Source organism: Actinoplanes philippinensis (genome assembly GCF_900113015.1).
GTDB lineage: Bacteria > Actinomycetota > Actinomycetes > Mycobacteriales > Micromonosporaceae > Actinoplanes > Actinoplanes philippinensis.
Genome location: NZ_FONV01000022.1, coordinates 73,287 through 96,043 on the forward strand (window position 1 = coordinate 73,287; position 22,757 = coordinate 96,043).

General features: G+C 69.1%; 19 protein-coding genes. 13 read left to right on the forward strand and 6 right to left on the reverse strand.

Annotated elements, in window-relative coordinates:
• Window positions 1-125: 125 nt before the first annotated feature.
• Window positions 126-2,822, forward strand: coding sequence for a hypothetical protein (locus tag BM290_RS51165; protein WP_425319654.1), 2,697 nt, complete (start codon window positions 126-128; stop codon window positions 2,820-2,822).
• A 15-nt stretch (window positions 2,823-2,837) separates the two neighbouring features.
• Here BM290_RS51165 and BM290_RS41465 read toward each other — a convergent pair whose 3' ends face one another.
• From BM290_RS41465 to BM290_RS41475, 3 genes are all read right to left on the reverse strand, one after another.
• Window positions 2,838-4,370 (reverse strand): glycosyltransferase family 87 protein, encoded by a 1,533-nt coding sequence (locus tag BM290_RS41465; protein ID WP_093621459.1) that lies wholly within the window; start codon window positions 4,368-4,370, stop codon window positions 2,838-2,840.
• A gap of 142 nt (window positions 4,371-4,512) precedes the next feature.
• A complete protein-coding gene (locus tag BM290_RS41470) occupies window positions 4,513-6,879 on the reverse strand; it encodes a transglycosylase domain-containing protein (RefSeq protein ID WP_239143884.1) in 2,367 nt (788 codons plus the stop codon).
• Between the two features lie 451 nt (window positions 6,880-7,330).
• Window positions 7,331-7,798, reverse strand: coding sequence for a DUF5318 domain-containing protein (locus tag BM290_RS41475; protein ID WP_093621461.1), 468 nt, complete (start codon window positions 7,796-7,798; stop codon window positions 7,331-7,333).
• 158 nt (window positions 7,799-7,956) lie between these two features.
• Between BM290_RS41475 and BM290_RS41480 the strand changes: the two genes are divergently transcribed.
• Together BM290_RS41480 and BM290_RS41485 are read left to right on the forward strand one after the other, a co-directional pair.
• On the forward strand, window positions 7,957-8,577 hold the full coding sequence (locus BM290_RS41480; RefSeq protein ID WP_093621462.1) for a PadR family transcriptional regulator: 621 nt from the start codon (window positions 7,957-7,959) through the stop codon (window positions 8,575-8,577).
• Window positions 8,578-8,600: 23 nt separating this feature from the next.
• Window positions 8,601-9,680, forward strand: coding sequence for an inositol-3-phosphate synthase (locus BM290_RS41485; protein ID WP_093621494.1), 1,080 nt, complete (start codon window positions 8,601-8,603; stop codon window positions 9,678-9,680).
• A gap of 50 nt (window positions 9,681-9,730) precedes the next feature.
• Here BM290_RS41485 and BM290_RS41490 read toward each other — a convergent pair whose 3' ends face one another.
• Window positions 9,731-10,186 (reverse strand): methylated-DNA--[protein]-cysteine S-methyltransferase, encoded by a 456-nt coding sequence (locus BM290_RS41490; protein WP_093621463.1) that lies wholly within the window; start codon window positions 10,184-10,186, stop codon window positions 9,731-9,733.
• Between the two features lie 85 nt (window positions 10,187-10,271).
• Between BM290_RS41490 and BM290_RS41495 the strand changes: the two genes are divergently transcribed.
• Window positions 10,272-10,784: a SigE family RNA polymerase sigma factor gene (locus BM290_RS41495; RefSeq protein ID WP_093621464.1), complete on the forward strand. Its 513-nt coding sequence runs from the start codon at window positions 10,272-10,274 to the stop codon at window positions 10,782-10,784.
• Window positions 10,781-11,938 carry a WD40 repeat domain-containing protein gene (locus BM290_RS41500; RefSeq protein WP_143134130.1) on the forward strand — a complete coding sequence of 386 codons (1,158 nt, stop codon included), beginning with the start codon at window positions 10,781-10,783 and terminating at the stop codon, window positions 11,936-11,938. The genes BM290_RS41495 and BM290_RS41500 overlap by 4 nt, the downstream gene beginning before the upstream one ends.
• On the opposite strand, the gene BM290_RS41505 is transcribed toward BM290_RS41500, so the two are convergent.
• Window positions 11,935-13,368: a CCA tRNA nucleotidyltransferase gene (locus BM290_RS41505; RefSeq protein ID WP_093621466.1), complete on the reverse strand. Its 1,434-nt coding sequence runs from the start codon at window positions 13,366-13,368 to the stop codon at window positions 11,935-11,937. The genes BM290_RS41500 and BM290_RS41505 overlap by 4 nt on opposite strands.
• 58 nt (window positions 13,369-13,426) lie before the next feature.
• Between BM290_RS41505 and BM290_RS41510 the strand changes: the two genes are divergently transcribed.
• From BM290_RS41510 to BM290_RS41545, 8 genes are all read left to right on the forward strand, one after another.
• Window positions 13,427-14,293, forward strand: a complete 867-nt coding sequence (locus BM290_RS41510) for a hypothetical protein (RefSeq protein WP_239143885.1) — start codon at window positions 13,427-13,429, stop codon at window positions 14,291-14,293.
• Between the two features lie 50 nt (window positions 14,294-14,343).
• Window positions 14,344-16,074: a murein biosynthesis integral membrane protein MurJ gene (gene murJ / locus BM290_RS41515; protein WP_093621467.1), complete on the forward strand. Its 1,731-nt coding sequence runs from the start codon at window positions 14,344-14,346 to the stop codon at window positions 16,072-16,074.
• 223 nt (window positions 16,075-16,297) lie between these two features.
• Window positions 16,298-17,839: a protein kinase family protein gene (locus BM290_RS41520; protein WP_239143886.1), complete on the forward strand. Its 1,542-nt coding sequence runs from the start codon at window positions 16,298-16,300 to the stop codon at window positions 17,837-17,839.
• A 69-nt stretch (window positions 17,840-17,908) separates the two neighbouring features.
• The gene (gene sigM, locus BM290_RS41525) at window positions 17,909-18,589 is read left to right on the forward strand and encodes an RNA polymerase sigma factor SigM (protein WP_239143887.1); all 681 of its coding nucleotides are present in this window, start codon (window positions 17,909-17,911) and stop codon (window positions 18,587-18,589) included.
• Entirely contained in the window at window positions 18,586-19,422 is an 837-nt protein-coding gene (locus tag BM290_RS41530; protein WP_093621470.1) for a hypothetical protein, read from the forward strand. The genes sigM and BM290_RS41530 overlap by 4 nt, the downstream gene beginning before the upstream one ends.
• A gap of 125 nt (window positions 19,423-19,547) precedes the next feature.
• Window positions 19,548-20,507 carry a thioredoxin-disulfide reductase gene (gene trxB / locus BM290_RS41535; protein WP_093621471.1) on the forward strand — a complete coding sequence of 320 codons (960 nt, stop codon included), beginning with the start codon at window positions 19,548-19,550 and terminating at the stop codon, window positions 20,505-20,507.
• Between the two features lie 15 nt (window positions 20,508-20,522).
• Window positions 20,523-20,846: a thioredoxin gene (gene trxA, locus BM290_RS41540; RefSeq protein ID WP_093621472.1), complete on the forward strand. Its 324-nt coding sequence runs from the start codon at window positions 20,523-20,525 to the stop codon at window positions 20,844-20,846.
• A gap of 90 nt (window positions 20,847-20,936) precedes the next feature.
• Window positions 20,937-22,085 carry an N-acetylmuramoyl-L-alanine amidase gene (locus BM290_RS41545; RefSeq protein ID WP_093621473.1) on the forward strand — a complete coding sequence of 383 codons (1,149 nt, stop codon included), beginning with the start codon at window positions 20,937-20,939 and terminating at the stop codon, window positions 22,083-22,085.
• Here the strand turns inward: BM290_RS41545 and BM290_RS41550 are convergent.
• On the reverse strand, window positions 22,082-22,744 hold the full coding sequence (locus BM290_RS41550) for a GNAT family N-acetyltransferase (protein WP_093621474.1): 663 nt from the start codon (window positions 22,742-22,744) through the stop codon (window positions 22,082-22,084). The two genes, BM290_RS41545 and BM290_RS41550, sit on opposite strands and share 4 nt — an antisense overlap.
• Window positions 22,745-22,757 lie beyond the last annotated feature (13 nt).

The following is a 22,757-nucleotide window of genomic DNA, read 5'->3' on the forward strand; positions in this document are numbered from 1 at the left end:
CCGAGTCCCGGCCACGCAAGGCCCTCCCGTCCAGCCGGCCGCCCGGTGCCCCACCGGACCCCTGGACCGTTTTCGCTCAGACCCAGGATCAGCGACCGGGCCGTCTCCGTCGTGGAGTCCGGGCGGTGCTACGCGGTTTCATCCATGAGTACGCCCTGCTGATCTATTCCGCCTGCCTGCTGGCCGTGGCGATGACATGGCCGGCTCTGCGCTACCCGATGCACACCCTCCCGCAGGACCTCGGCGATCCGTCCCGGCAGGCCTGGCAGGTGTCCTGGATCGGGCACATCCTGATCACCGATCCGGTGCGGTTGTGGCAGGCCAACGCCTACTTCCCGGCGACCGACGGCCTGGCCTTCGGCGACAGCCTCCTCGGTTACGCGCTGGCCGGGATGATCGGCACCGGCCCGGCCGCGGCCATTCTGCGCTACAACGTGCTGTTCGTGCTGGCCCACGCCCTGCTGGTGATCGGCGCCTACGCCCTGGTGCGGCAGCTCGGCGCCCGGCGCACGGGGGCGGCGGTAGCGGCGGTCGCGTTCGCCTACGCCCCGTGGCGGCTGGCGCAGGAGGGCCACCTCGACATCATCTCGGCCGGCGGCATCCCCCTGGCGCTCGCCATGCTCGCGCGCGGCCACGGCTACTCACTACGGCACGGCTTCCGCCCCGAGCGCCGCAGCGGCCTGTGGGCGATCGGCGGCTGGATCGTCGCGATCTGGCAACTCACCCTTGGTTTCTCGCTGGGTGTCCCGTTCGCGTACGTCCTGGCTCTGCTCCTGATCACCCTGATGATCGCCTCGGCGTTCCATGCCGTCCGCGGTTTCCTCCGCTACCGCCGCGAGAAGAAGGACCGCCGTGAGGTGGCCGCGTTGACCGCCCCGGTGCCGGGCGAGAAGGACGCGGCCGCCACCCTGACCGGCCCACCGCTGGGCGCTGCCACCCCTGCTCCGGCGCCAGGCACTGCGGCCACCAGCGCAGAGCCTGGCACTGCTGCCCCTACCGGGGCGCCGGGCACAAAGGGCGCGCTCACCACCACACCTCCCGGCGAGCAGGCCGACGCGGCGATACGAGCCGCCGCGCCCGACACAGGCGGTGCCGCGCTCAGCACGAAGAGCCGGCCCTCAGCACCAGCCACGGCTGACGGAAAAGATTCCACCAGCGGTGCGGCCCCTGGTTCGGCGTCCGGCGACAAAGAAGTGGGAGTCGCGCCCGCTGCCGCTACGCCGGACAAGAAGGACGAGACGGCGGCGTTCGCATCGCCTCCGCCTGGCCGCACTCCCGACGCGGCCGCTGTCACCACCGCAAATTCCGGCAAGAAAGACCCGACGGCCACACCCCGCGCAGCGGCATCCGGCAAGGAAGACCCGACGGCCACACCCCGCGCAGCGGCATCCGGCAAGGAAGACCCGACGGCCACACCCCGCGCAGCGGCATCCGGCAAGGAAGACCCGACGGCCACACCCGGCCCAGGGGCATCCGGCGAGAGAGAAAAGGCGACCGCACCCGGCACGACGACCTCCGACAAGGGCGCATCTGGCGCACGGGACGGCGCCGTCCCCGCCGGCCCCCCGACTCCTGGCGAGAAGGCAGGCGCGCCGGCGTCCGCCGCGACAGACGCTGCGAAGTCCGGAGACACGGCCGTGAAGTCCGGAGACACGGCTGCGACCTCCGGAGACACGGCTGTGAAGGAGGCTGCCGGCGCGAAGGCAGGCAAGACGGACACCGCGATCCAGCCGGCTGTGGAATCGGAGGGGGCGGCGAGCCCCCCGCGGAAGCAGAGCTGGCTGCGGTTCTTCCGGCGGCCGGTTCCGGTGCGGCGGAAACCCCGCTGGAATCCGCTCGTCGGAGTGCTGCTGACCAACATCAACATCATGGGTGCGACGATCTTCGCGGCGACCGCCATCCTGATCGCGGTGCCGTACATCCGGGTCGACGACAGCGGCTCCCGCCTCGAGGAGATCGATTTCTTCTCGCCGCCGGTGCACAGCCTGCTGATCGGCCCGGCCGAGTCGCGCATCTGGGGCGCCGCTCACGAGACGCCCCGCTCCACTCTCGGATGGGCGGCCGAGATGTCACTGCTGCCCGGCTTCGTCCTGTACGCACTGGCGCTCGCCGGCCTCTTCCTGTCGATCTGGCGGTTCCGGCACCGGCTGGTGCTGCTGACCGGGCTGGCCGTGGCGATCATCTTCACCCTGGGCACGTCGTTCTTCGACGGCCGCTGGACCTACCTGCCGCTCTTCGGGCACTTCCCGGCCTCGTTCGACCTGCGCATCCCGGGCCGCCTGATGCTGTGGGTGACGCTGCTGCTGGCAATTCTCGCCGCCGGAGCGGTCGACGACTTCGTCCGGCGTGCCGAGCACATGGCGGCGCTGCGCATCCCACCGTGGCCGGGTCCGTGGCTGCGCCTGACCACACTGATCCCACTGTTCCTGGTGGTGCTGGAAGGCTGGAACACCACAGCGCACCCGATCGTGCCACCCCAGCCGCAGGCCATGCGTACCGTGGCGGGCCCGATGCTGGTGCTGCCGACAGCCGAACTCACCGACCAGACCGTCCAGCTCTGGAGCACCACGAAGTTCCAGGACATGGCGAACGGTGGGGGCGGCTTCGGCGCACAGGGACAGAGCGAACTACGTGCCAAGGTCGCCGGCTTCCCCGACGCCACCAGCATCGACTATCTGGACTCGATCGGCGTCCGCCGAGTGGTGCTGCTGACCGACCACATCGCCGGCACCTCGTGGGAGGACGCCGGCGACCTGCCGGTGGACAACCTCGACATCCGGCGCGAGGACGTCCCCGGCGCCGTCGTCTTCTACCTCAACTGACCGGCGGGAAGGGGATCAGCCGGCGGACAGCGGTGACGTCGGCTCGGCCTTGTGGATCGGCACGGCGGGCGGAGCCGGAGCCTCATCCGAGGGCCCCATGCCGAGGGACCGCCGCAACCCGGTGATCCAAGGGTGCTCCGGCCCGTCCAGCGGCCCGGCATCCGGGTCGGCGCCGTCGTAGCTCTCCCGGACGACGTCCAGCTCGGGCCGCCAGATCTCCCGCACCACGAGACCGCAGAGCACGGCCACCGTGACCAGGCGCAGAGTCGAGGCGAGCACGAACGTCCCCTCGGGGATGACCGCGGTGGCGTTCGCGCCGATCAGCTCGGCGTAGAAGGCGGCGAGGTAGCCGATCTCGGCGATCGTCCACGCGATGATCGCGCCCCACTTCGGGCGGGCCAGCACCACCAGCGGCAGCAGCCACAGCACGTACTGCTGGGACCAGACCTTGCTGAAGATCAGGAACGCGGCCACGACGAGGAACGCGAGCTGCCCGAGACGCGGGCGGCGCGGCGCCAGCAGGCCGAGGACCAGGATCGCCAGGCAGGAGAGGCCGAAGAGCCCGTACGACAGGTAGTTCAGCGTGGGGACGTGGTCACTGAGCCACTGGAACGGCCCCTGGTCGCCGGGACTCCCCGAGTTCCACTTGCTGTCGATGTAGCGGCCGATGTACCAGAACGTGCCCCAGTCGACCGGCCGCTCGTCGTTGAGGCGGAAGAACCGCAGCCAGCTGTCGTGCCACAGGATCATGACCGGCAGGTTCACCAGGAGCCAGGTGACGCCGGCGGCCAGGAACGAGCTGACGAAAGCCCAGATCCGCCCGGTACGCAACGCCAGGATGAGGATCGGCCCGAGGATGAACAGTGGCCACAGTTTCGCCGCCGCCCCCAGGCCGAAGAGGACGCCGGCCCACAGCGGATACCGCTTCACCCACAGATACAGACCGACGGCGAAGAGCGCGATCGCCAGGAAGTCCCAGTTGATGGTCGCGGTGACCAGGACGATCGGGGAGACCGCGAAGATCGCCGCGTCCCAGGGCCGTCGCTGGCGCAGGGCCAGGATGATGCCGACGCTGAGCACCGCGAGGATCGAGAGCACCAGGGCGTTGATGTTGTAGAACCAGCTGCCCTGGTTGATGTCGGGGTGGGTCTCCCCGTACGAATGCACCGGCAGCCCCAGCGCGCCCATGAAGTATCCGGTGACCACCGGGTATTCGACCGGGTGGTCCCGATAGGGGACCTTGCCCTCGTTGAGTCCTTCGGCGAAGTAGAGGGCCAGCACGTCGGTGTAGCAGTACCGCGTGTACTGGACGTTCTTCTGCCAGTTGCCGTCCATGCACGGCGACTTCTGCACCCAGGAGAGCGCCAGGACGAGGCAGGCCAGCGCCATCACGATCCGCTGGGCGGTCCAGAAGCGGCCGGGCCGGGCGTCGGGACGGACGGCGTGAGCGCCGAGTGGCCCGCCGATCGCCTCGGAGAGTCCGCGCACGAAGCCGTCCGAGGTCGCGCTCGAGACGTCAGGCCGATCGGTGGGCGGTAGGGCGCTCATGTCTTGGCATCATGCCGCATACGTGGCTCTGAAGGGTGACCGGCCACGTCCGGCACACCGATCTTCATCAGACACACAGGTGCAGCCAAGACAAAGCGGCGCCCATCTCCACGAGATGGACGCCGCTCATCAGTCAGGGTCGCTATCCGCCGTTACCGGGTCCGTTGTTGTTACCGGGCCCGTTGTTGTTGCCGGGTCCGTTGTTGTTACCGCCGCCGTTGTTGTTGCCGGCTCCGGCACACTGCGGGTTCGTGGGCTGCAGCTGACAGAAGAGGCTGTTCGGGTCCTGGCCGGTCGGCGTGTTCACGACCGGCTTGGTGCCGTTGCCCTTGCTGTCATCACCGGTCTTGATGCGCTCCGGGAACTTCTCGGCGTCCCACTTCATCGCCTCGGCAGCGGTCTCGATGAACTCTTCCCAAATCGCGGCAGGTGTGCCGGAGCCGAACATCGGTCCGCCGTCCTTCTCCTTCAGCGATACGCGGCCCTTGGCGCCGCCGACCCAGACGGTAGCGGCCAACTGCGGGATGCCACCGACGAACCAGGTGTCACCGTTCAGGCTCTGGCCGTCGACCTCGATCTCCCAGGTGCCGGACTTGCCGACCGATTCGCGACCGCTGATCGAGTTGTTGGCCGCCTTCGGGATCGCCTTCATGACGCCGAGCAGGTTCGACATCTGGGCCTCGTCGAAGACCCGCTTGCCCTTCTGCGGAGCGGTGTAGAGGGTCTTCTCCTCGCCAGTCTTGGGGTCGCGCTGCTTCACCTGCTTGACGAAGTGCGCGTCGTGCCGGACGCCGGAGTTCACGATCGTGGCCACACCCTGCGCGTGCTCCAGGGGAAGGACGCGGTACTGGCCGAAGGCGACCTCGGTGTGGAACTGGCTGCCCAGCTTGCCGTTCAGGTCGACCTTCTTACCCTGGTCGGTCCACATCGTCTCGACGCCGGCATCGCGAGCGGCCTCGATGACCTTGTTGGGGCCGAGCTCGTCCGCAATCCAGTAGAACGGGAAGTTGTACGACTTGATCGTCGCCGTCTCCAGGTCACAGAAGGCACCCCGGCCACCACAGATCGCGCCCGGGTCCGCACCGGCGTTGCTGATCTTCCCGCCCTCGGGCTTCTCCTTGTTCACGTCCCAGACTGTGTCGAAGGAGTAGTCCGCCTTCAGACCAGCGGCCAGCGTGTAGATCTTGAAGGTCGAGCCGGGAGACTGGCCACCGTCGTCCGGGACACCGTTGCCCTCCCCGTCCATGTAGCCGGCGTAGTCGATCCCGTTCGGGTTGTCACCGCCGTAGTAGCCGAGCACCTCGCCGCTCTTCGGGTCGATGCCGACCACCGCGGCCTGGTAGCTGTCCTTCTGCTTGTACATCGGAGATGTCTTGCTCGCCTTGGAGCCGGCCTTCTCCGCAGCCGCCTGCACCTTCGGGTTGATCGTGGTGGTGACCGTGTAGCCGCCCTGCTCCAGCATCTTGTCGGTGATGCCGAGCTTGTGCAGCTCATAGATCACGTGGCGGGTGACCATACCCACCGGCTTGTTCTCAGCGGTGGCCTGTGTCTTGCCCTTGATCGGCTTGGCGGTCGGGAACTTGCGCTCGTCCCACTGTTTCTGGGTGATCGCGCCCAGCTTGAGCATGTTGCCGAGCGTGTACTCCCACCGCTTCTCGGACTCCACGCGGCTGGTCTCCGGGTCGTAGCCCGGGAACGTGTCGGTCGGGTACGGCTGCTTGATGATCGAGGCGAGCACCGCGGCCTGGTAGGGCGTGATCTCGTTCTTCGAGCCCTTGATCACCGAGGCGCCGAAGTAGCCCTGCGCCGCCGCTTCGGCACCGTACTTGCCACGGCCGAGGTCGATGTAGTTCAGGTACATGCCGAGGATCTCGTCCTTGGAGTACTCCGACTCCAGCTTGCGGGCGATGACCGCCTCGCGCAGCTTCCGGCTGTAGCTGATCTCCTTCTCTTTCGCGACGTACCGCGCGTACTGCTGGGTGATGGTGGAGGCGCCCTGCAGCTCGCCGCCGGTGAAGTTGTTCCACGCGGCGCGGGCGATGCCCTTCATGTCGATACCGTTGTGGCTACGGAAGTTCATGTCCTCCGCGGCGATGACGGCGTTCTTCATGTTCTCGCTGATCTGCTGGTACGGCACGTTGATCCGGGGCGAGCCGGTCTTCTCCAGCACCGAGCCGTTGGACAGCAGGATCGTGTTCATCTGCGCCTCGGCCTGAGGCGGGGGCAGCTTCACGTCGTCGAAGAAGTAGGTGCCACCGACGATGCCGACGCCGAGCATGATGACCAGCACCGCCGCGGCCGCGGTCAGGATGTTGGCACGCCGGTACTTCTTGTCGGCCTTGCTGCGGCCCTTCTTGCCGCCACTGCCACCGGAGCCGCCCGATCCGCCACCGCCGCCGGGCCCGCCCGGGCCACCAGGGCCGCCGGGTCCACCCGGCGACACGGAGGCGCGGCCACCGACCGAGGCGGCGCCCACCGAGGCGCGCCCACCGACGGAGGCCGAACCCACCGAGGCACGACCGCCGACTGAGGCGGCGCCCACGGAGGCACGACCGGGGGTCGCCGAGCCTACGGATGCCGAGCCGACCGATGCCCTGGCGGCGGAGGCAGAGCCCACCGACGCCCGCCCCGACGACCCCGGAACGGAGGCTGCGCCGGATGGACGCCGGTAGGCGTCCGGTCCGGGCTTGCCCTCGTTACCTGGTCCGTCGCCGGGCGTGGAAGCAGCGGACGGCCCGGGCACTTGTACCCGGGCTCGTGCGGACTGCGATTCGCCGTACGCGTTCATTCCCTCACACCTACCGGTCGCGGGGGCGCGGTCAGAAGGCCCGGACGAGCCTTTCCAACGCTGCGCCACGAGCGGGCGTTGTGGGCTGCGGTCCCGGCAGCCCCCATGTCATGTGTCTGCGATGACCGTGTTCCGGTCTCGAACTCGTACACGTTAGCGAGATCGATCCGGTTCATCGCCGGCCCTCCCCGCTGTGTGACGACTGACCTGTCCGATGGGATCCCCCTCCACCGGACGAGACCATAACGTCGGTGTGCAACATCTCTTCTGTGCTGAGGCCGTCACGGCCCAGAACGAACCTCTCGATCAGGTGGTTCCACGCACAGGAGCGGCACACCTCGACGACGAAGACCTGAAACTCACGCAGCGTCATCGCCAGCACGGGCAGCTCGGCCAATTTCCGGGCTTGACCAGCGGACTGCTTGAGCTCGTCGCCATAGACGTAGTGCACCAGTGTCAGGTTGTCCCGGCGGCAGATCGGGCACCGTTCGTCGGTCGGCTCGCCATGGAAGGTCGCGGCGTTTCTCAAGTACGGAGACGCGTCACAGACTTCGAGCGTGCCGATCCGGCCGTTTTTGACGTCACGCAGGACTGCCCGCCTCTGTAGCGAGTAGTCGACAACCTGCCGCTGCGTGCGCATGGCGAAGAGAGTACGCGGTCCCCGCTCCCACGGCGACAGTCATCACACAGCGTGGCGTGGCGACTCCACAGGATGGGTAAGTTGCGGACTTGAACGTGCCGATCTACGGTTGCGATGTATCGAGCCGATACATCGGGACACAGTTCGAGGGAGGGCCAGTGCTTGAATTGGCGATCCTCGGTCTCCTGCAGGAGGCCCCGATGCATGGGTACGAGCTACGCAAGGAGCTCGCCACCAAACTCGGCACGCTGCGCGCCGCGATCAGTTACGGCACTCTCTACCCCACTCTGAAGCGGCTGAAGCTCGCCGGCTGGATCAGTGAGGCGGAGGCCGCCAGCGACATCATTCCCCCGATGACCAGCAAGCGGGGGCGGGTTGTCTACAAGATCACGGCGGAGGGCAAGGAGCACTTCGCCGACCTGCTCACCCAGACCGGCCCGGAGACGTATGACGATGCCGGGTTCGGGGTGCACTTCACCTTCTTCTCGCGCACCGATCGCGCCACCCGGCTCCGGATCCTGGAGGGCCGTCGCCGGCGCATCGAGGAGCGTCGCGAGGGGCTGCGCGAGATCCTGGCCCGGGCTGCCGACCGTCTCGACGCCTACACCCTGGAGCTTCAGCGCCACGGTCTCGACGCGTGCGAGCGCGAGGTCCGCTGGCTGGAAGAGCTGATCAGTAATGAGCGCTCCGGCCGCACCCCCGCCTTCCGCCAGCGTGCGGAGAGTCAACGTGCGGAGAGCAACCCAGAACCACCGCGTCCGCACCTGGACCGGCCGTGATGAACAACAAGGAGGCAAACGCGATGGGTTCCGTCCGCGTCGCCATCGTCGGTGTGGGTAACTGCGCCTCGTCCCTCGTGCAGGGCGTGGAGTACTACAAGAACGCCGACCCCAACGACCGCGTTCCGGGTCTCATGCACGTGACCTTCGGCGACTATCACGTATCTGATGTGAAGTTCGTCGCGGCGTTCGATGTGGACGCCAAGAAGGTCGGCATGGATCTCAGCGAGGCGATCGTCGCCAGCGAGAACAACACCATCAAGCTGACCGACGTGCCGCCGACCGGCGTCACCGTGCAGCGCGGCCCGACCTTCGACGGCCTGGGCACCTACTACCGCGAGATCATCGAGGAGTCGACGGCCGAGCCGGTCGACGTCGTGCAGGCTCTGCGTGACGCCGAGGTCGACGTCCTCGTGTCGTACCTGCCGGTGGGCTCCGAGGAGGCCGACAAGTTCTACGCGCAGGCCGCCATCGACGCGGGTGTCGCGTTCGTCAACGCGCTGCCGGTCTTCATCGCCTCCGACCCGGAGTGGGCGCAGAAGTTCGCCGACGCCGGCGTGCCGATCGTCGGCGACGACATCAAGAGCCAGGTCGGCGCGACCATCGTGCACCGCGCGCTGGCGAAGCTGTTCGAGGACCGCGGTGTCGAGCTGCTGCGCACCTACCAGCTGAACTTCGGCGGCAACATGGACTTCATGAACATGCTGGAGCGCAACCGCCTGGTCTCCAAGAAGATCTCGAAGACCCAGTCGGTGACCTCCCAGATCCCGCACGAGATGATCAAGAGCGACGTGCACATCGGCCCGTCCGACCACGTGCCGTGGCTCGACGACCGCAAGTGGGCGTACATCCGCCTCGAAGGTCGTTCTTTCGGTGACACCCCGCTGAACGCCGAGCTCAAGCTCGAGGTGTGGGACTCGCCGAACTCGGCCGGCGTGATCATCGATGCGGTCCGCGCCGCGAAGATCGCGAAGGACCGCGGCATCGGCGGCCCGATCCTCTCGGCGTCCTCCTACTTCATGAAGTCCCCGCCCGTGCAGTACAGCGACCACGACGCCCACGCGTCGGTCGAGGCTTTCATCAAGGGCGAGATCGAGCGCTGACACGCTGATCGCGAATATCAGGCCGGTTCCCGCAGAGGGGCCGGCCTGATTCAGCTCCAGGCCCGTTGCAGGGCGACCGCGGCCTCCAGCTCGAGCAGGATGCGTTTGCGGTCGAGGCCACCGCCGAAGCCCACCATCTTGTTGCCGGCACCGACCACCCGGTGGCAGGGCACGATGACCGGGATCGGGTTGTGGTTGCAGGCGGTGCCGACCGCGCGAGCCGCTCCCGGGTCGCCGAGGGCGGTGGCGATCGCCCCGTAGGTGACGGTCTCGCCGTACGGAATACGCGCGATCTCCGCCCACACGGCCCGCTCGAACTCGGAACCGCCGCGCAGGTCGAACGGCACACTGAAGTCGGTCAGCTCCCCGGCGAAGTAGGCACGCAGCTGCCCGGCCGCGGGATGGTCGGTGGACGGCCCGGGCCGGGCGGCGAACCGCACACCCACCACGGTCGGGCCGTCGACGACGAGGCCCAGCGGCCCGATCGGCGACTCGATGACGAACATGCGCTCCAGTCTGCCCCGGAAACCGGCCGGTACGGGCATGCAAAGATCTGGATCCCCCGGGCGTCGTGTACGGCGGAGGTGACCGGTGAAGCAGTCGCTCGAGGACGAGTTCACCGCATTCGTCGCGGAACGGGGGCAGGCGCTGCTCCGGATCGCGCATGCGCTGACCGGCGATCGGGAGTCCGCGCAGGATCTGGTGCAGGGTGCGCTGGCCAAGGCGTACGCCCGATGGCCGCGGATTCACAGTGATGCCGAGGCGTACGTACGAAAGATCATCTACAACGACCGGGCATCGGCCTGGCGCCGTTCCGCCCGCCGCAACGAGGTGTTCGTGGCCGACGTACCGGACCGGGCCGCCGAGCGCCACCACGACCAGGATGTCACCGACCGTCTGGCGGTCCGTGACGCCCTGCTTTCGCTGCCGGCCCGGCAGCGGGCCGTGCTGGTGCTGCGCTACCTGGAGGACCGCTCGGTGGACGAGACCGCCGAGGCCCTCGGTTGCCGGCCCGGCACGGTGGCCAGCCAGGCGTCCCGGGCTCTGGCGAAGTTGCGCGACATGGTCGGCGATCGGATGACGTCGGTGGGAGGAGCCCGATGAGGGACTTGGAGAAGACCTTGCGCGACGCCGTCCACGACCTCGCCGACGACGCTCCGCACGCCTTCGACCTCGCCGGCGCGGCCCGTACCCAGGGCCGCCGGATCCGCCGGCGCAGGCATGCCGCGGCTGGAGCGTTCGCTCTGGTCCTGTTGTCGGGGGTCACCGTCCCGTACGCCTGGTTGCGGCAGATGCCCCAGACACCGGTGGTGCAGCCGGCCCCGGTCGAGCCGTCTCCGACGGTCACTGCCGGACGGAGCGCCACGCAGCTGCCGAACTTCTCGATCAAGGAGCCCTATCGGCTTCCCGGTGACGCGGTCGTCACCATGATCACCATCCCGAGCACGGTCATCGTGGACGGCGCCGAGACCTCGGGTCCCAACACCTATCTGTCGCTGGACCGGGGCGCCGCCGGATACCGGAAACTTCCGTTCGACCGGAGCCTGGCGGCGATGTCACCCGACAGCGACGTGTTGGCGGTCTCCCCCGACGGTGAACGGTTCGCCGCGGAGGCAAGCCGGAACCAGATAGTTGTGCTGGATGCCAGAGGCAGGCGGCTGGATACGCTGAACGTCGACGCGTACTCACGAGTGGGTGGCGACCCGGTGTGGTCGCCGGACGGGTCCCGTCTGCTGATTCCCACCGAGGACGGTTTCGCCGTCTACGAGACCAGCACCAGGAAGCTCCGCGAGTTCCAGGACCCTGGCATCGAGCCGCGCTGCTCCGACCTCTGCTCGTTCAGCTGGCTCCCGAACGGCCGGGAGTTCGCGGTTCCGCGAGAGGACCTCAATGAGCCACGGGGCGAGGACATCCCGGACCGGATCGAGAGTGTGGCCGTCTACTCGGCGGACACCGGCGCCCGGGTACGGATCATCCCGATGAAGGGTGTGCCGGTCGGCAACCAGGCCTGGCTCCCGGATGGCGGCTCGGTGCTCATCCGTGAGGAGCAGGGAATCCGGGTAGTGGACGCGGTCACCGGCGTTCCGCGGGGCAAGCTGATGGCCGGGCCGAAGGCGATCTACCTCTCCGACGGCCGGATCCTCGGCTACGGCAGCTCGTTCGCCCAGCTCTACGCGGCCGACGGCACGCTGCTGGAGGAGTTCCGGATGCCGGCCCAGTTCGCCGCTGAGATGACCGTGGAGGTGGCCCGCAACTAGGCGATGTGGCCCTGGGAGCGGGCCCACTTCAGGAGCTCCGCCTCGGCCTCGTCGCGATCCAGCGGCCCACGGTCGAGCCGGAGCTCCTTCAGGTGGCGCCAGGCCTGGCCGACGATCGGGCCCGGCGGCACCCCGAGCAGCTCCATGATCGCGTTGCCGTCGAGGTCGGGGCGGACCTTCGCCAGGTCCTCCTCGGCCGCGATCCGGGCGATCCGCTCCTCGAGCGCGTCGTAGTCGGTGGCGAGCTGGGCGGCCTTGCGCCGGTTACGGGTGGTGACGTCGGAACGGGTCAGTTTGTGCAGCCGGCTCAGGAGCGGGCCGGCGTCGGTCACGTAGCGGCGCACCGCCGAGTCGGTCCACTCGCCCCGGCCGTACCCATAGAAGCGCAGGTGGAGGGCGACCAGCCCGACCACCTCGGAGGTCACGTCCTTGGGGTATTTCATGGCTTTCATGCGCTGCTTGGTGAGCCGCGCCCCGACCACCTCGTGGTGGTGGAAGCTGACCCGCCCGTCACGGCCGACCGCCTTGGTGGCGGGCTTGCCGATGTCGTGCATGAGCGCGGCCATCCGGAGCACGAAGTCCGGCCCCTCGTCGCCTTCGAGCCGCATCGCGTTGCTGACCACGATCAGCGTGTGCTCGTAGACGTCCTTGTGCTGGGCGTGCTCGTCGATCTCCAGCTTGAGCCCGGCGATCTCGGGCAGGAAGCGGTCGGCGAGCCCGGTGTCGACCAGCAGGCGCAGGCCGGCGATCGGGTCGGCGCCGGACATCAGTTTGGTGAACTCGTCCCGGATCCGTTCCGCGGTGATCCGGTCGAGATCAGCGGCCATGTCCCGCATGGCCGTGACGACCGATTCGTCCACTGTGAAACGGAGTTTCGCCGCGAACCGGGCAGCACGCAGCATCCGAAGTGGATCATCCCCGAAGGAGATCGACGGCGCCGACGGGGTACGGATCACCCGAGCCGCAAGGTCACGCAACCCACCGAACGGGTCGGTGAACTCGTGCCCCGGCACCGACACGGCCATCGCGTTGATGGTGAAGTCACGCCGGGACAGGTCGTCGGTGAGCGACGTGCCGTAGGAGACCACCGGGTTGCGCGTCACCCCGTCGTAGGCCTCGGCCCGATACGTGGTGATCTCGATCCGCAGGCCGTTCTTCTGGATGCCGATCGTGCCGAACTCGCGCCCGGTCTCCCAGATCGCGTCCGCCCAGCCGGCCACCACGGCGAGGGTCTGCTCGGGCCGGGCGTCGGTGCAGAAGTCGAGGTCATCGCCGAGGGCGCCGAGCAGCGCGTCGCGGACCGACCCGCCGACGAGGTGCAACTCGTGCCCGGCGTCGGCGAACCGCCGCCCGAGCTCATCGGCGACGGGGGACACGCGGAGCAACTCGGCTACCGCTTTCTGCTGGGCGTCGTTCAACACAGAAGACATGGGGTCACCAGGGTATCCGGAATGGCACGAGGTGTTGTCGCCGGGCAGGATGGGCGGCATGCCGGTTTCCGAGGCCCTGCGCCGCCTCTCCCAGGACCCCGACTTCTGGACCGGTCAGGTGGCGGAGAGCGGCGAGCTGCACATCTCTTTCCCCGTGGTGGGCGGCTACTCGCTGACTCTGGATATCGATCTGCCCGGCGGCGACCGATATCTGGGGCTGCGCCGCCCCGCCTCCAGCGAGCCGGTGTCGATGGGCTGGGCGCCGGTCGAGGGCCCGTTCCCGGCCGCGCTGCACTGGTGGGAGCTGGAGTCCTTCGCCCGGGTGATCGCGCTCGCCGACCCGTTGCTGCCGCATCCGGGGCTGGTGACGGCGCTGCTGTCGCCGTTCGCTCCGGCCGGCGACGATGACGATCCGGCCGAGATCGCCGCGGTGCGCGAGGCGGCGTACCGGTCCCTGCGCCGGGAGGTCCCGGCGGCCGAGCCCTCCGGGCCCGAGCAGGCGCCGCTGCCGCTCTTCGCCGACGATCGGTGGTGGCCGGCGCCTCCGGTGCCGTCGCCGCAGGTGCTGGACGAGGCCGCGGTCGCGGCGTTGAGCGCGCCGGCCCGGGCGCGGCTCCAGGTTCGCGTGGGCGAGCGGTTCCCCCATGAGGACCTTTCGGATCTGGTACGCCGTACGAGCTCCGTGCTGACAAGGATCCCGACTCAGGTCACGTATGCCGGCACACGCCCCCTGGCCAGGCGCATCGCCGACTCCGGTGACCTGGCCGGGGTGCCCGCTCTGCTCAGCGCGCTGACCGAGGCCGGCTGTGATCACCCGACGGTGCTGGATGCGTTGAGTGAGCCTCTGGTTCCGCTGGAGGCATGCTGGATGGTGGAGACCCTGGCCGGTGTGGAACCAGGGACCCTCCTGCGTCACCACGTGTGACTTTTGCGCTTTATGGTGGCTGCAACATCGGCAGGGTTCTGGAGGCTTGGGTGAACGGCGGCCTGTACCGCAGCACGCACGCGGCACCGGATGGCCGGCCTCCGGCCCAGGAGGGCGTGACCGTCGTCTCGGTCGAGGACCAGGCGCCGGAGCAGCCCGGGCACGACGAGGTCGGCAGCACGGCGGGGCAGAGCGCGATCATGGCGATCGGCAGTCTGGTCAGCCGGGTGATCGGCTTCGTCCGTAACGCGCTGATCGGCATGGTTCTCGGTGAGGCGGTCGGTGACGCGTACACCGGCGCCCAGTTCCTGCCGGGGCAGATCTACGAGCTGCTGCTCGGCGGCATCCTGTCCAGCGTGCTGATCCCGCTGCTGGTCCGGCGGCGCAAGGCCGATCCGGACGGTGGCCAGGAGTTCACCCAGCGACTGCTCTCCTTCGCCGTGGTCACGCTCGGCGTGGCGACGGTCCTGGTGGTGCTGGCGGCCCCGCTGATCACTGCGATCCAGACCAGCGGCGACGACACCTCGGCGGACTTCCGTGAGCTGGTCACCAACTTCTCCTACCTGATCCTGCCGATCATCTTCTTCACCGGCCTGTCGGCGCTGATCGGCGCGGTGCTGAACGTGCGCGGCCATTTCGCCGCGCCGATGTGGGCGCCGATCCTCAACAACATCGTGGTGATCGCGGTGTGCGGGGTGTTCCTGCTGGTCTTCGGCACCGACAAGGACCTGACCCCGGAGAACATCAGCGCCGGCGAGCTGATCCTGATCGGCGCCGGGACTCTGGTCGGCATGGTGGTCCAGGCGATCGGCCTGCTGCCGGCTCTGCGCAAGGTCGGTTTCCGCTGGGCGTGGCGGTGGGCGCCGCGGGAGCTGGGGCTGCGCGAGATCGGTCACCTGGCCGGCTGGACGCTCTGCTACGTCGGTGTCAATCAGCTCTCGGTCTTCGCGCTGGTCCGGGCGTTGAACAGCGCCGGCAGCACGGACAATCCGGGCGCTCTGGCGTTCAACAACATCTTCCTGCTGACGATGATGGCGCACGGGATCATCGGTGTCTCGGTGATCACGGCCCTGCTGCCGAAGATGAGCGCGGCCGCCGCGGAGGGCCGGCTCGCCGAGGTCAGTGACGACCTGAACCGGGGCATCAAACTGGTCTCCGCGGCGCTGGCCCCGGTCGTGGTGGCCTACGCCGTGCTGGGCGGGCCGATCGCGGTCATCCTCTTCGCGGGCGGGCGGATCACCAACGCGGACGCGCTGGCCATGGGCACGGTCCTGACCGTGGCGGCGTTCGCCATCCTGCCGCTGTCGATCAGCATCCTCTGCACCAACGTCTTCTACGCGCTCCAGGGCAACAAGGAGGCCGCGCTGATCAACGTGCCCGTGGTGGTGGTCCGGATCGCGGGGTATTTCGTGCTCGCCGAGTTTCTCGACCAGTCGCTGACGGCGGCCGGGATGACCGCGGCCAACGGCGTGTCGTACCTGCTGGCCGCGGTGATCTCGCTGGCCGTCCTGCGGCGCCGGATCGGCCGGCTCAACCTGAGCTCGGTGGCGTCGTCGCTGGTGCGGGTCGCGATCGCGGCCGGTGTCGCCGGCGTGCTGGCGTTCCTGGTGACGCGGCTGCTCCCGGGCGCGGGCGCGCCGGACGGCCGGGTCGAGGCGATCGTGCAGCTCGCCGTCGGCGGCACGGTGATCCTGATCGCCTACCTGGTCATGGCGCTGCTGCTGCGTGTCGCCGAAGTGAGCCAGGTGGTCGGCATGGTCCGCCGGAAGATCGGCCGCTGATCATCGGGCACCCGTCCTGAACAGGTGATTCCGGACTGATCAGACACCGATTCGTCCCGTTCGTGCCTCTGGGCGCCGATGCCGCGCCGGGGGGACGACCTGCCAGAGCATGGCCCTGTACGGGTATGGTCGGTGTCGGCATGTGCGGGATCCCGCTGTCCCGAGCGCCGCGAGGCTGCCCGGGGAGTTCAGCACCGAGGAATGCACCACCGAGGGAGGACTGGTGACCCAGGTCGGCGAAGGCCACGAGACCGCGGCCGACGAGGCCGGACCGGTCTTGACCTTCGGTGCCCCCACCGCCGGTGAGGTTCTGGCCGAGCGCTACCAGCTGGAAGAGCACGTCAACAATGACAGTGCCGGCCGGCAGGTGTGGCGCGGCATCGACGTGATCCTCCGTCGCCCGGTCGCCATGGTGCTCCGGCATCCAGGCGGCGACTCCGCGGTCGAGATGCTGCAGGCCGCGGTCGCCGCGAGCCGGGTGATCCATCCCAATCTGGTCGGTGTCTACGACGCGATCGACGAGCAGGAGCGGGCCTACGTGGTCCGTGAGTGGGTCGACGGCGAGTCGTTGCGTGACCTGGTCGCCTCCGAGGGCCCGCTCGACCCGGCCCGGGCGATCGCCATCGCCCACTCGGTGGCCGACGCGCTGACCGCGGTGCACGCCACCGGCATGGTGCACGGCAACGTGCATCCCGGCAGCACGCTGATCGCCGACGACGGCCGGGTGGTCCTGGCCGACGCGCGGGCCGACGCGGCCGACAGCACCGAGTCCGACGTGCGGGCGGTCGGCGGTGTCCTCTACTTCGCGCTCACCGGCCACTGGCCGCACACCGAGGTGGGCCGCTCCGCTCTGCCCGACGCCAACCGGGACAGCGCCGGCAATCCGGCCGCGCCGCGCCAGATCCGCGCGGGCATCCCGGCGTATCTCGACGACCTCACCATGGACCTGCTGGACCGCCGGGTGGCCGCGCCGGGCTCCGACGCGCTCACCGCCGAGCTGGGCCGGCTGGACGCCGCCGCCGAGGACGAGGAGTACGAGGACGTCGGTCCGCTCCGCTTCGTGCAGGCCGGCGCCGGTTCGTCCAGCGAGCCGATCCGCAGCGCCCCGAAGATCCTGGTCGGTGTCGGCGCGCTGATCGTCATCGCGATCATCGGCCTGATCTTCGGCATCCGGGCGATCAACAACACCGGCAACTCGACCGACTCGGGCAACAACCCGGCCGCCCAGCCGACGAACGCGGGCGACAGTTCGGTCCAGCCGCCCGCGCCCCGGCCGCAGCAGATCAAGCTCACCGCCGACATGGTGCGTATGGTCGACCCGCCCACCGGCGACCGGTCCGACAGCGAGCAGGCGAAATACACCGTCGACGGCGATCCCGACACGGCCTGGGAGACGCAGACTTACAACAGCGCGCCGTTCGGCCGGCTCAAGGACGGCATGGGCATCCTGATCAACCTGGGTCAGCCGCGGTCGCTGTCCGAGGTGCAGGTGCTGACCTCGGCGCCGGGCGCGACGATCGACGTGCGTACCGGGTCGAAGGACTTCGGTGACAACAGCGAGGGCGACAAGAAACTCGTCAAGGATTTCAAGTCGCTCAGTGATGAGAAGCCGGAGAAGAGCACCGGCACCACCACGGCGTTCAGCGGCTTCAACCCGGACGAGAAATACCAGTACGTGCTGGTCTTCCTGACCTCGCTGCCGCCGAGCGACGAGGGCTCCGGCTACAAGGTCAGCGTCAACGAGATCAAGCTGTCCGGGTACTGATCCGCTCCGGGGCGGTTCCGTGTCCGCACCCTAGGACGCCGCGCCCTGCCGATGGCTTAGATTGCTGGCGTGACTTCTCGGGACGCATCGGCCGGCCCGCTCGGGGCGGGACAATCCGCGCCGAGCGACGCCGACCTGATCCGCGCCCACGTCGGCGGTGACCCGGAGGCGTTCGCCGAGCTGGTCCGCCGCCATCGGGACCGGCTGTGGGCGGTCGCTCTGCGGACCATCGGCGACCGCGAGGAGGCCGCCGACGCCGTCCAGGACGCGCTCCTCAACGCGCACCGCAACGCGGCCAAGTTCCGCGGCGAGGCGGCCGTCACGACCTGGCTGCACCGCATCGTGGTGAACGCCTGCCTCGACCGGATGCGCCGCCGGCAGGCCCACCCCACCGTCCCGTTGCCGGACGGCAACCGTGACGACGACCGCCCGACCGGGCCGGAGCCGGCCGCGCCCGCCCCCGACCAGGACACCGTGCTGGTCGTCCGGGACGCGCTGGCCGCTCTGCCGTTCGAGCAGCGGGCCGCGATCGTGCTGGTGGACGTGCAGGGCTACGGCGTCGCCGAGGCGGCCGAGATGCTCGGTGTGGCGGAGGGCACCATCAAGAGCCGATGCGCCCGGGGTCGCGCCAGGATGGCGATGACCCTGGGATATCTGCGGGGGAACCGGAGTGACGGCGGGACCGTCCCATCCGGGTCGGACGCGGCGGGCCCGCTGCCGACCGGAGTCGAACGGAGGGAGCCGCGGTGACGGGCGCCGAGTTCGAGGGGGTCGACATCGACCTGCTCGCCGACTATGTCGGTGGCGCTCTGGACGGCACCCCGGATCAGGAGCGTGTGGCGGGTCTGGTGGCCACCGACGAGACCTGGCGGGCCGCCTACGAGGCGCTGGAGCCCGCGATGATCGCTGTCGGCGGTGTGTTGCGTGAGTTCGAGCCGGAGCCGATGCCCGACGATCTGGCGGCCCGGTTGGAGGGGTTGTTCAGGACGCCTCTTGCGCCGGACGGGGAGGCCGAGCCCGTACCGTCGAAGGTTGTTGATTTGGAGAAGGCCCGGCGCCGTCGGCGGTGGGTCGCGCCGCTGACCGTGGCCGCCGCAGCCGTCGCGTTCGCGGGTTTCGGGGTCAACGCGTTCCTCATGTCGGACGCGTCGGACGCCGGGGCCGACATGGCGACCTCGGAGAACGCGCCGATGGTCGCCGGCGGCGAGGCGATGGGCGGTGCGACCCGCAGCGACGCCGACTACACCGAGAGCACGCTGGCCCAGGCCGCGCCCGGCCAGATACGCAGCATGGGCGGGTCGGCGCAGGTGCCGGCGGCCGCTCCCGGCGCCGAGACGCAGGCGTCCCAGAAGGATCTCCCGGTCATGCCGGCCGACGTCGCCGCCTGCGTCGACGAGATCACCCGGGCCAACAGTGGTGGGGTGATCTCGGTGGAGTTCATGGATTATGCCCGGTTCGAGGGTTCTCCGGCGCTGATCGTGCGATTCTCCGCGGCGAACGGCGTCTGGGTGTGGGCGGTGGGCCCCCGGTGCGGCACACCCGGTGCTGGCGCGGACGAGCTGGAGCGCGTGCCGGTACGCTGACGAGAATCCCCGCGTGAGGTCGGACACCCGCCGTGCCCGGGGAATGGCGGATGCCTGGCAAGACGTTCTAGCGTGCAGTGTCGCCGACCTAAAAGCGTGCGACGAGACAGATTGAGGAGTCGGCAGTGGACGAGGTCCGTAATCTGATCATCATCGGGTCCGGACCGTCGGGCTACACCGCGGCGTTGTATGCGGCCCGGGCCAACCTCAACCCCCTGGTGATCGAGGGTGTGAACTCCGGTGGAGCCCTGATGACCACCACCGAGGTGGAGAATTTCCCCGGCCACCGCGACGGGATCATGGGTCCCGAGCTGATGGACAACATGCGGGCCCAGGCGGAGAAATTCGGTGCCGAGTTCCTGACCGACGACGTCACCCGCGTCGAGCTGGGCGACCGGCCGACCGAGCCCGGCACCGAGGGCCTGAAGACGGTGTGGGTCGGTGACCAGCAGTTCTTCGCCCGGGCCGTGATCCTGGCGACCGGCTCCGCGTGGCGTCCGATCGGTGTCCCCGGTGAGCAGGAGCTGCTCGGCCACGGCGTGTCGTCGTGTGCCACCTGTGACGGCTTCTTCTTCCGCAACCAGCACATCGTGGTGGTCGGCGGCGGTGACTCGGCGATGGAGGAGGCGACCTTCCTCACCCGGTTCGCCGAGACCGTGACGATCGTGCACCGCCGGGACAGCTTCCGGGCCAGCAAGGTCATGCAGAAGCGGGCCCTGGACAACCCGAAGATCAAGGTCGAGTGGAACTCGGTGGTCGAGGAGATCCTCGGCCAGGACGGCAAGGTCGTCGGCGCCCGCGTCAAGAACGTGCAGACCGGCGAGGCCAAGGTTCTCGACGTGACCGGCGTGTTCGTGGCGATCGGCCACGACCCGCGCAGCGAGCTGTTCAAGGGCCAGGTCGAGCTGGACGACGAGGGTTATGTGAAGGTCGACTCGCCCAGCACCCGGACCAACATCCCCGGCGTGTTCGCCGCCGGCGACCTGGTCGACCACACCTACCGGCAGGCCATCACCGCCTCCGGCACCGGCTGTGCCGCGGCGCTCGACGCCGAGCGCTTCATCGCTTCATTCGTAGAGCTGTAAGACCGGGAGGTCCTCGTGGGAGCAACCAAGGTGGTCACCGACGCCACCTTCGCCACCGATGTGCTGAAGTCCGACAAGCCGGTCCTCGTGGACTTCTGGGCCGAGTGGTGCGTGCCCTGCAAGAAGGTCGACCCGCTGCTCGCCGAGATCGCGGCCGAGATGGGTGACAAGGTGGAGATCGTCAAGGTCAACATCGACGAGAACCCGGAGACCGCGATGGCCTACCAGGTGATGTCGGTTCCGACGCTGACCATCTTCAAGGACGGCGAGCGGGTCAACTCGGTGGCCGGCGCGAAGCCGAAGAGTTTCCTGGTCAACTTCATCGAGTCGGCGCTGTAGAACCCTCTCTTGTGAACGCCCCGCGATCGGTGTTGGGTCGCGGGGCGTACTCTCCGGGAGGTCGTCCTTTCTCGCCCTAGGGAGTCGTGAGTGCGGTCCATCCGACGCGGAGACACCGGCGTGGCAGTTTCCGAGATCCGGTCGATCCTGGTCGGTCTGGAGTTGCTGGCCGAGGCTGAGCCCGACGTCTTCGACGAAGCGCTGGAGACCGCGGTGCGGGCCTTCCAGCAGAGCCGTGGGCTCGGCGTCGACGGCCTGGTCGGCGACGAGACGTGGGGCGCTCTCGACGCGGCCCGCTGGCGTCTCGGGTCACGGGCGCTCTTCCATTCGGTTCCCGACGCCCTGGTCGGCGAGGACGTGCGCGCCCTGCAGGAGCGGCTCCTGGAGATGGGCTATGACACCGGCCGCCCCGACGCCGTCTACGGCGCCCGGACGGCGCGTGCGGTCGCCCAGTTCCAGCGCGAGGTCGGTCTCGTCCAGGACGGCTCCTGTGGCCCGCAGACGATGAAGGCGCTGCGCCGCCTCGGCCGTAAAGTCGTCGGCGGCCGCCCACAGTGGCTGCGTGAGGCCGAGGCGTTCCGCCAGTCCGGTCCCAACCTGGTCGGCAAGACCATCGTCATCGACCCGGGCCACGGCGGCGACGACACCGGGGTCCTGGTGCCCGACGGGCCTCTCCGGTGGAACGAGGCGGACCTCGTCTTCGACCTGGCGTCACGGCTCGAGGGCCGGCTCTCCGCGGCCGGCATGCGGGTGCACCTCACCCGTGGCCCCTCGCCGGCCGCCCCGATGAGCGGCGCCGAGCGGGCCGCCCTGGCCAACACTCTCGGCGCGGACCTGCTGATCTCCCTGCATCTCGACGGGCACACGTCCGAGGCGGCCGAGGGGGTGGCGACGTACCACTACGGCACCGGCAACGGGCTGAGTTCCACGGTGGGCGAGCGGCTGGCCAATCTGGTGCAGCGGGAGATCGTGGTGCGGACCGGGATGCACGATTGCCGTACACATGCGAAGACCTGGGATCTGCTGCGGCTCACCCGCATGCCCACGGTTCGGGTGGACCTGGGTTATCTCACGTCCCCGGCGGACCGTGAGCGGCTGATCGACCCGATGTTCCGCGAGCAGATCGTCGAGGCGCTGCTCGCCGCGGTGCAGCGGATGTATTTCCCGGTGGAGCGCGACGTCCCCACCGGCTCGATCGACGTCCGCCAACTGCGGCTCGCTCTGGCCGACAAGGTTTAGTTCTCGGCGGACCTCGTTGCTGTCACCGGGCGGACCGGGCGCAGCAGGGTCTCCGGGCTCATCGAGCCGAGCAGCTTCTCCAACGCATACTCGACGTCGGATTTCCAGGACAGGGCCGTCCGCAGCTCCAGCCGCAGTCGCGGATAACGGGGGTGCGGGCGGACCGTCTTGAAGCCCACCGACAGGAAGAAGTCGACCGGCGCGATACAGGCCGGCTCCTCGCTGATCTCGTCGGGTTTGGCGTCACCGAAGGCCTCGATCGCCTTCACCCCGCGCTTGGTGAGGTCACGGGCCACCCCCTGGACCAGCATCCGGCCCAGGCCGCCGCCGGCGAAGGCGGGCACCACCTTGGCCGTGGTCAGCAGGGCGGCGTCGGCGCTCACCGGAGACGTCGGGAACGCCATGCCCCGCGGCACGTAGGCGGGTGGCGCATACATCACGAATCCGGCCGGCATGCCGTCGACATACGCCAACTTGCCGCACGAGCCCCACTCCAGCAGCGTCTGCGAGACCCAGGCCTCTTTCTCCAGCCCTGGATCGCCGGTGGCGCAGGCCCGCTCCGCGGAGACCGGGTCAAGCTCCCAATAGACACACTGCCGGCAGGGCCGGGGCAGGTCCTCGAGCGTGTCGAGGGTGAGATTGACCAGGCGTCGCGACATATGCCGACCCCTT

Bases quoted from the DNA above. Each gene is read 5' to 3' on its own strand.
- BM290_RS41465 (WP_093621459.1), bottom strand. From the start codon at position 4,370: ATGAGCGCCCTACCGCCCACCGATCGGCCTGACGTCTCGAGCGCGACC.
- BM290_RS41475 (WP_093621461.1), bottom strand. From the start codon at position 7,798: ATGCGCACGCAGCGGCAGGTTGTCGACTACTCGCTACAGAGGCGGGCA.
- BM290_RS41485 (WP_093621494.1), top strand. From the start codon at position 8,601: ATGGGTTCCGTCCGCGTCGCCATCGTCGGTGTGGGTAACTGCGCCTCG.
- BM290_RS41490 (WP_093621463.1), bottom strand. From the start codon at position 10,186: ATGTTCGTCATCGAGTCGCCGATCGGGCCGCTGGGCCTCGTCGTCGAC.
- BM290_RS41500 (WP_143134130.1), top strand. From the start codon at position 10,781: ATGAGGGACTTGGAGAAGACCTTGCGCGACGCCGTCCACGACCTCGCC.
- BM290_RS41505 (WP_093621466.1), bottom strand. From the start codon at position 13,368: ATGTCTTCTGTGTTGAACGACGCCCAGCAGAAAGCGGTAGCCGAGTTG.
- BM290_RS41510 (WP_239143885.1), top strand. From the start codon at position 13,427: ATGCCGGTTTCCGAGGCCCTGCGCCGCCTCTCCCAGGACCCCGACTTC.
- BM290_RS41550 (WP_093621474.1), bottom strand. From the start codon at position 22,744: ATGTCGCGACGCCTGGTCAATCTCACCCTCGACACGCTCGAGGACCTG.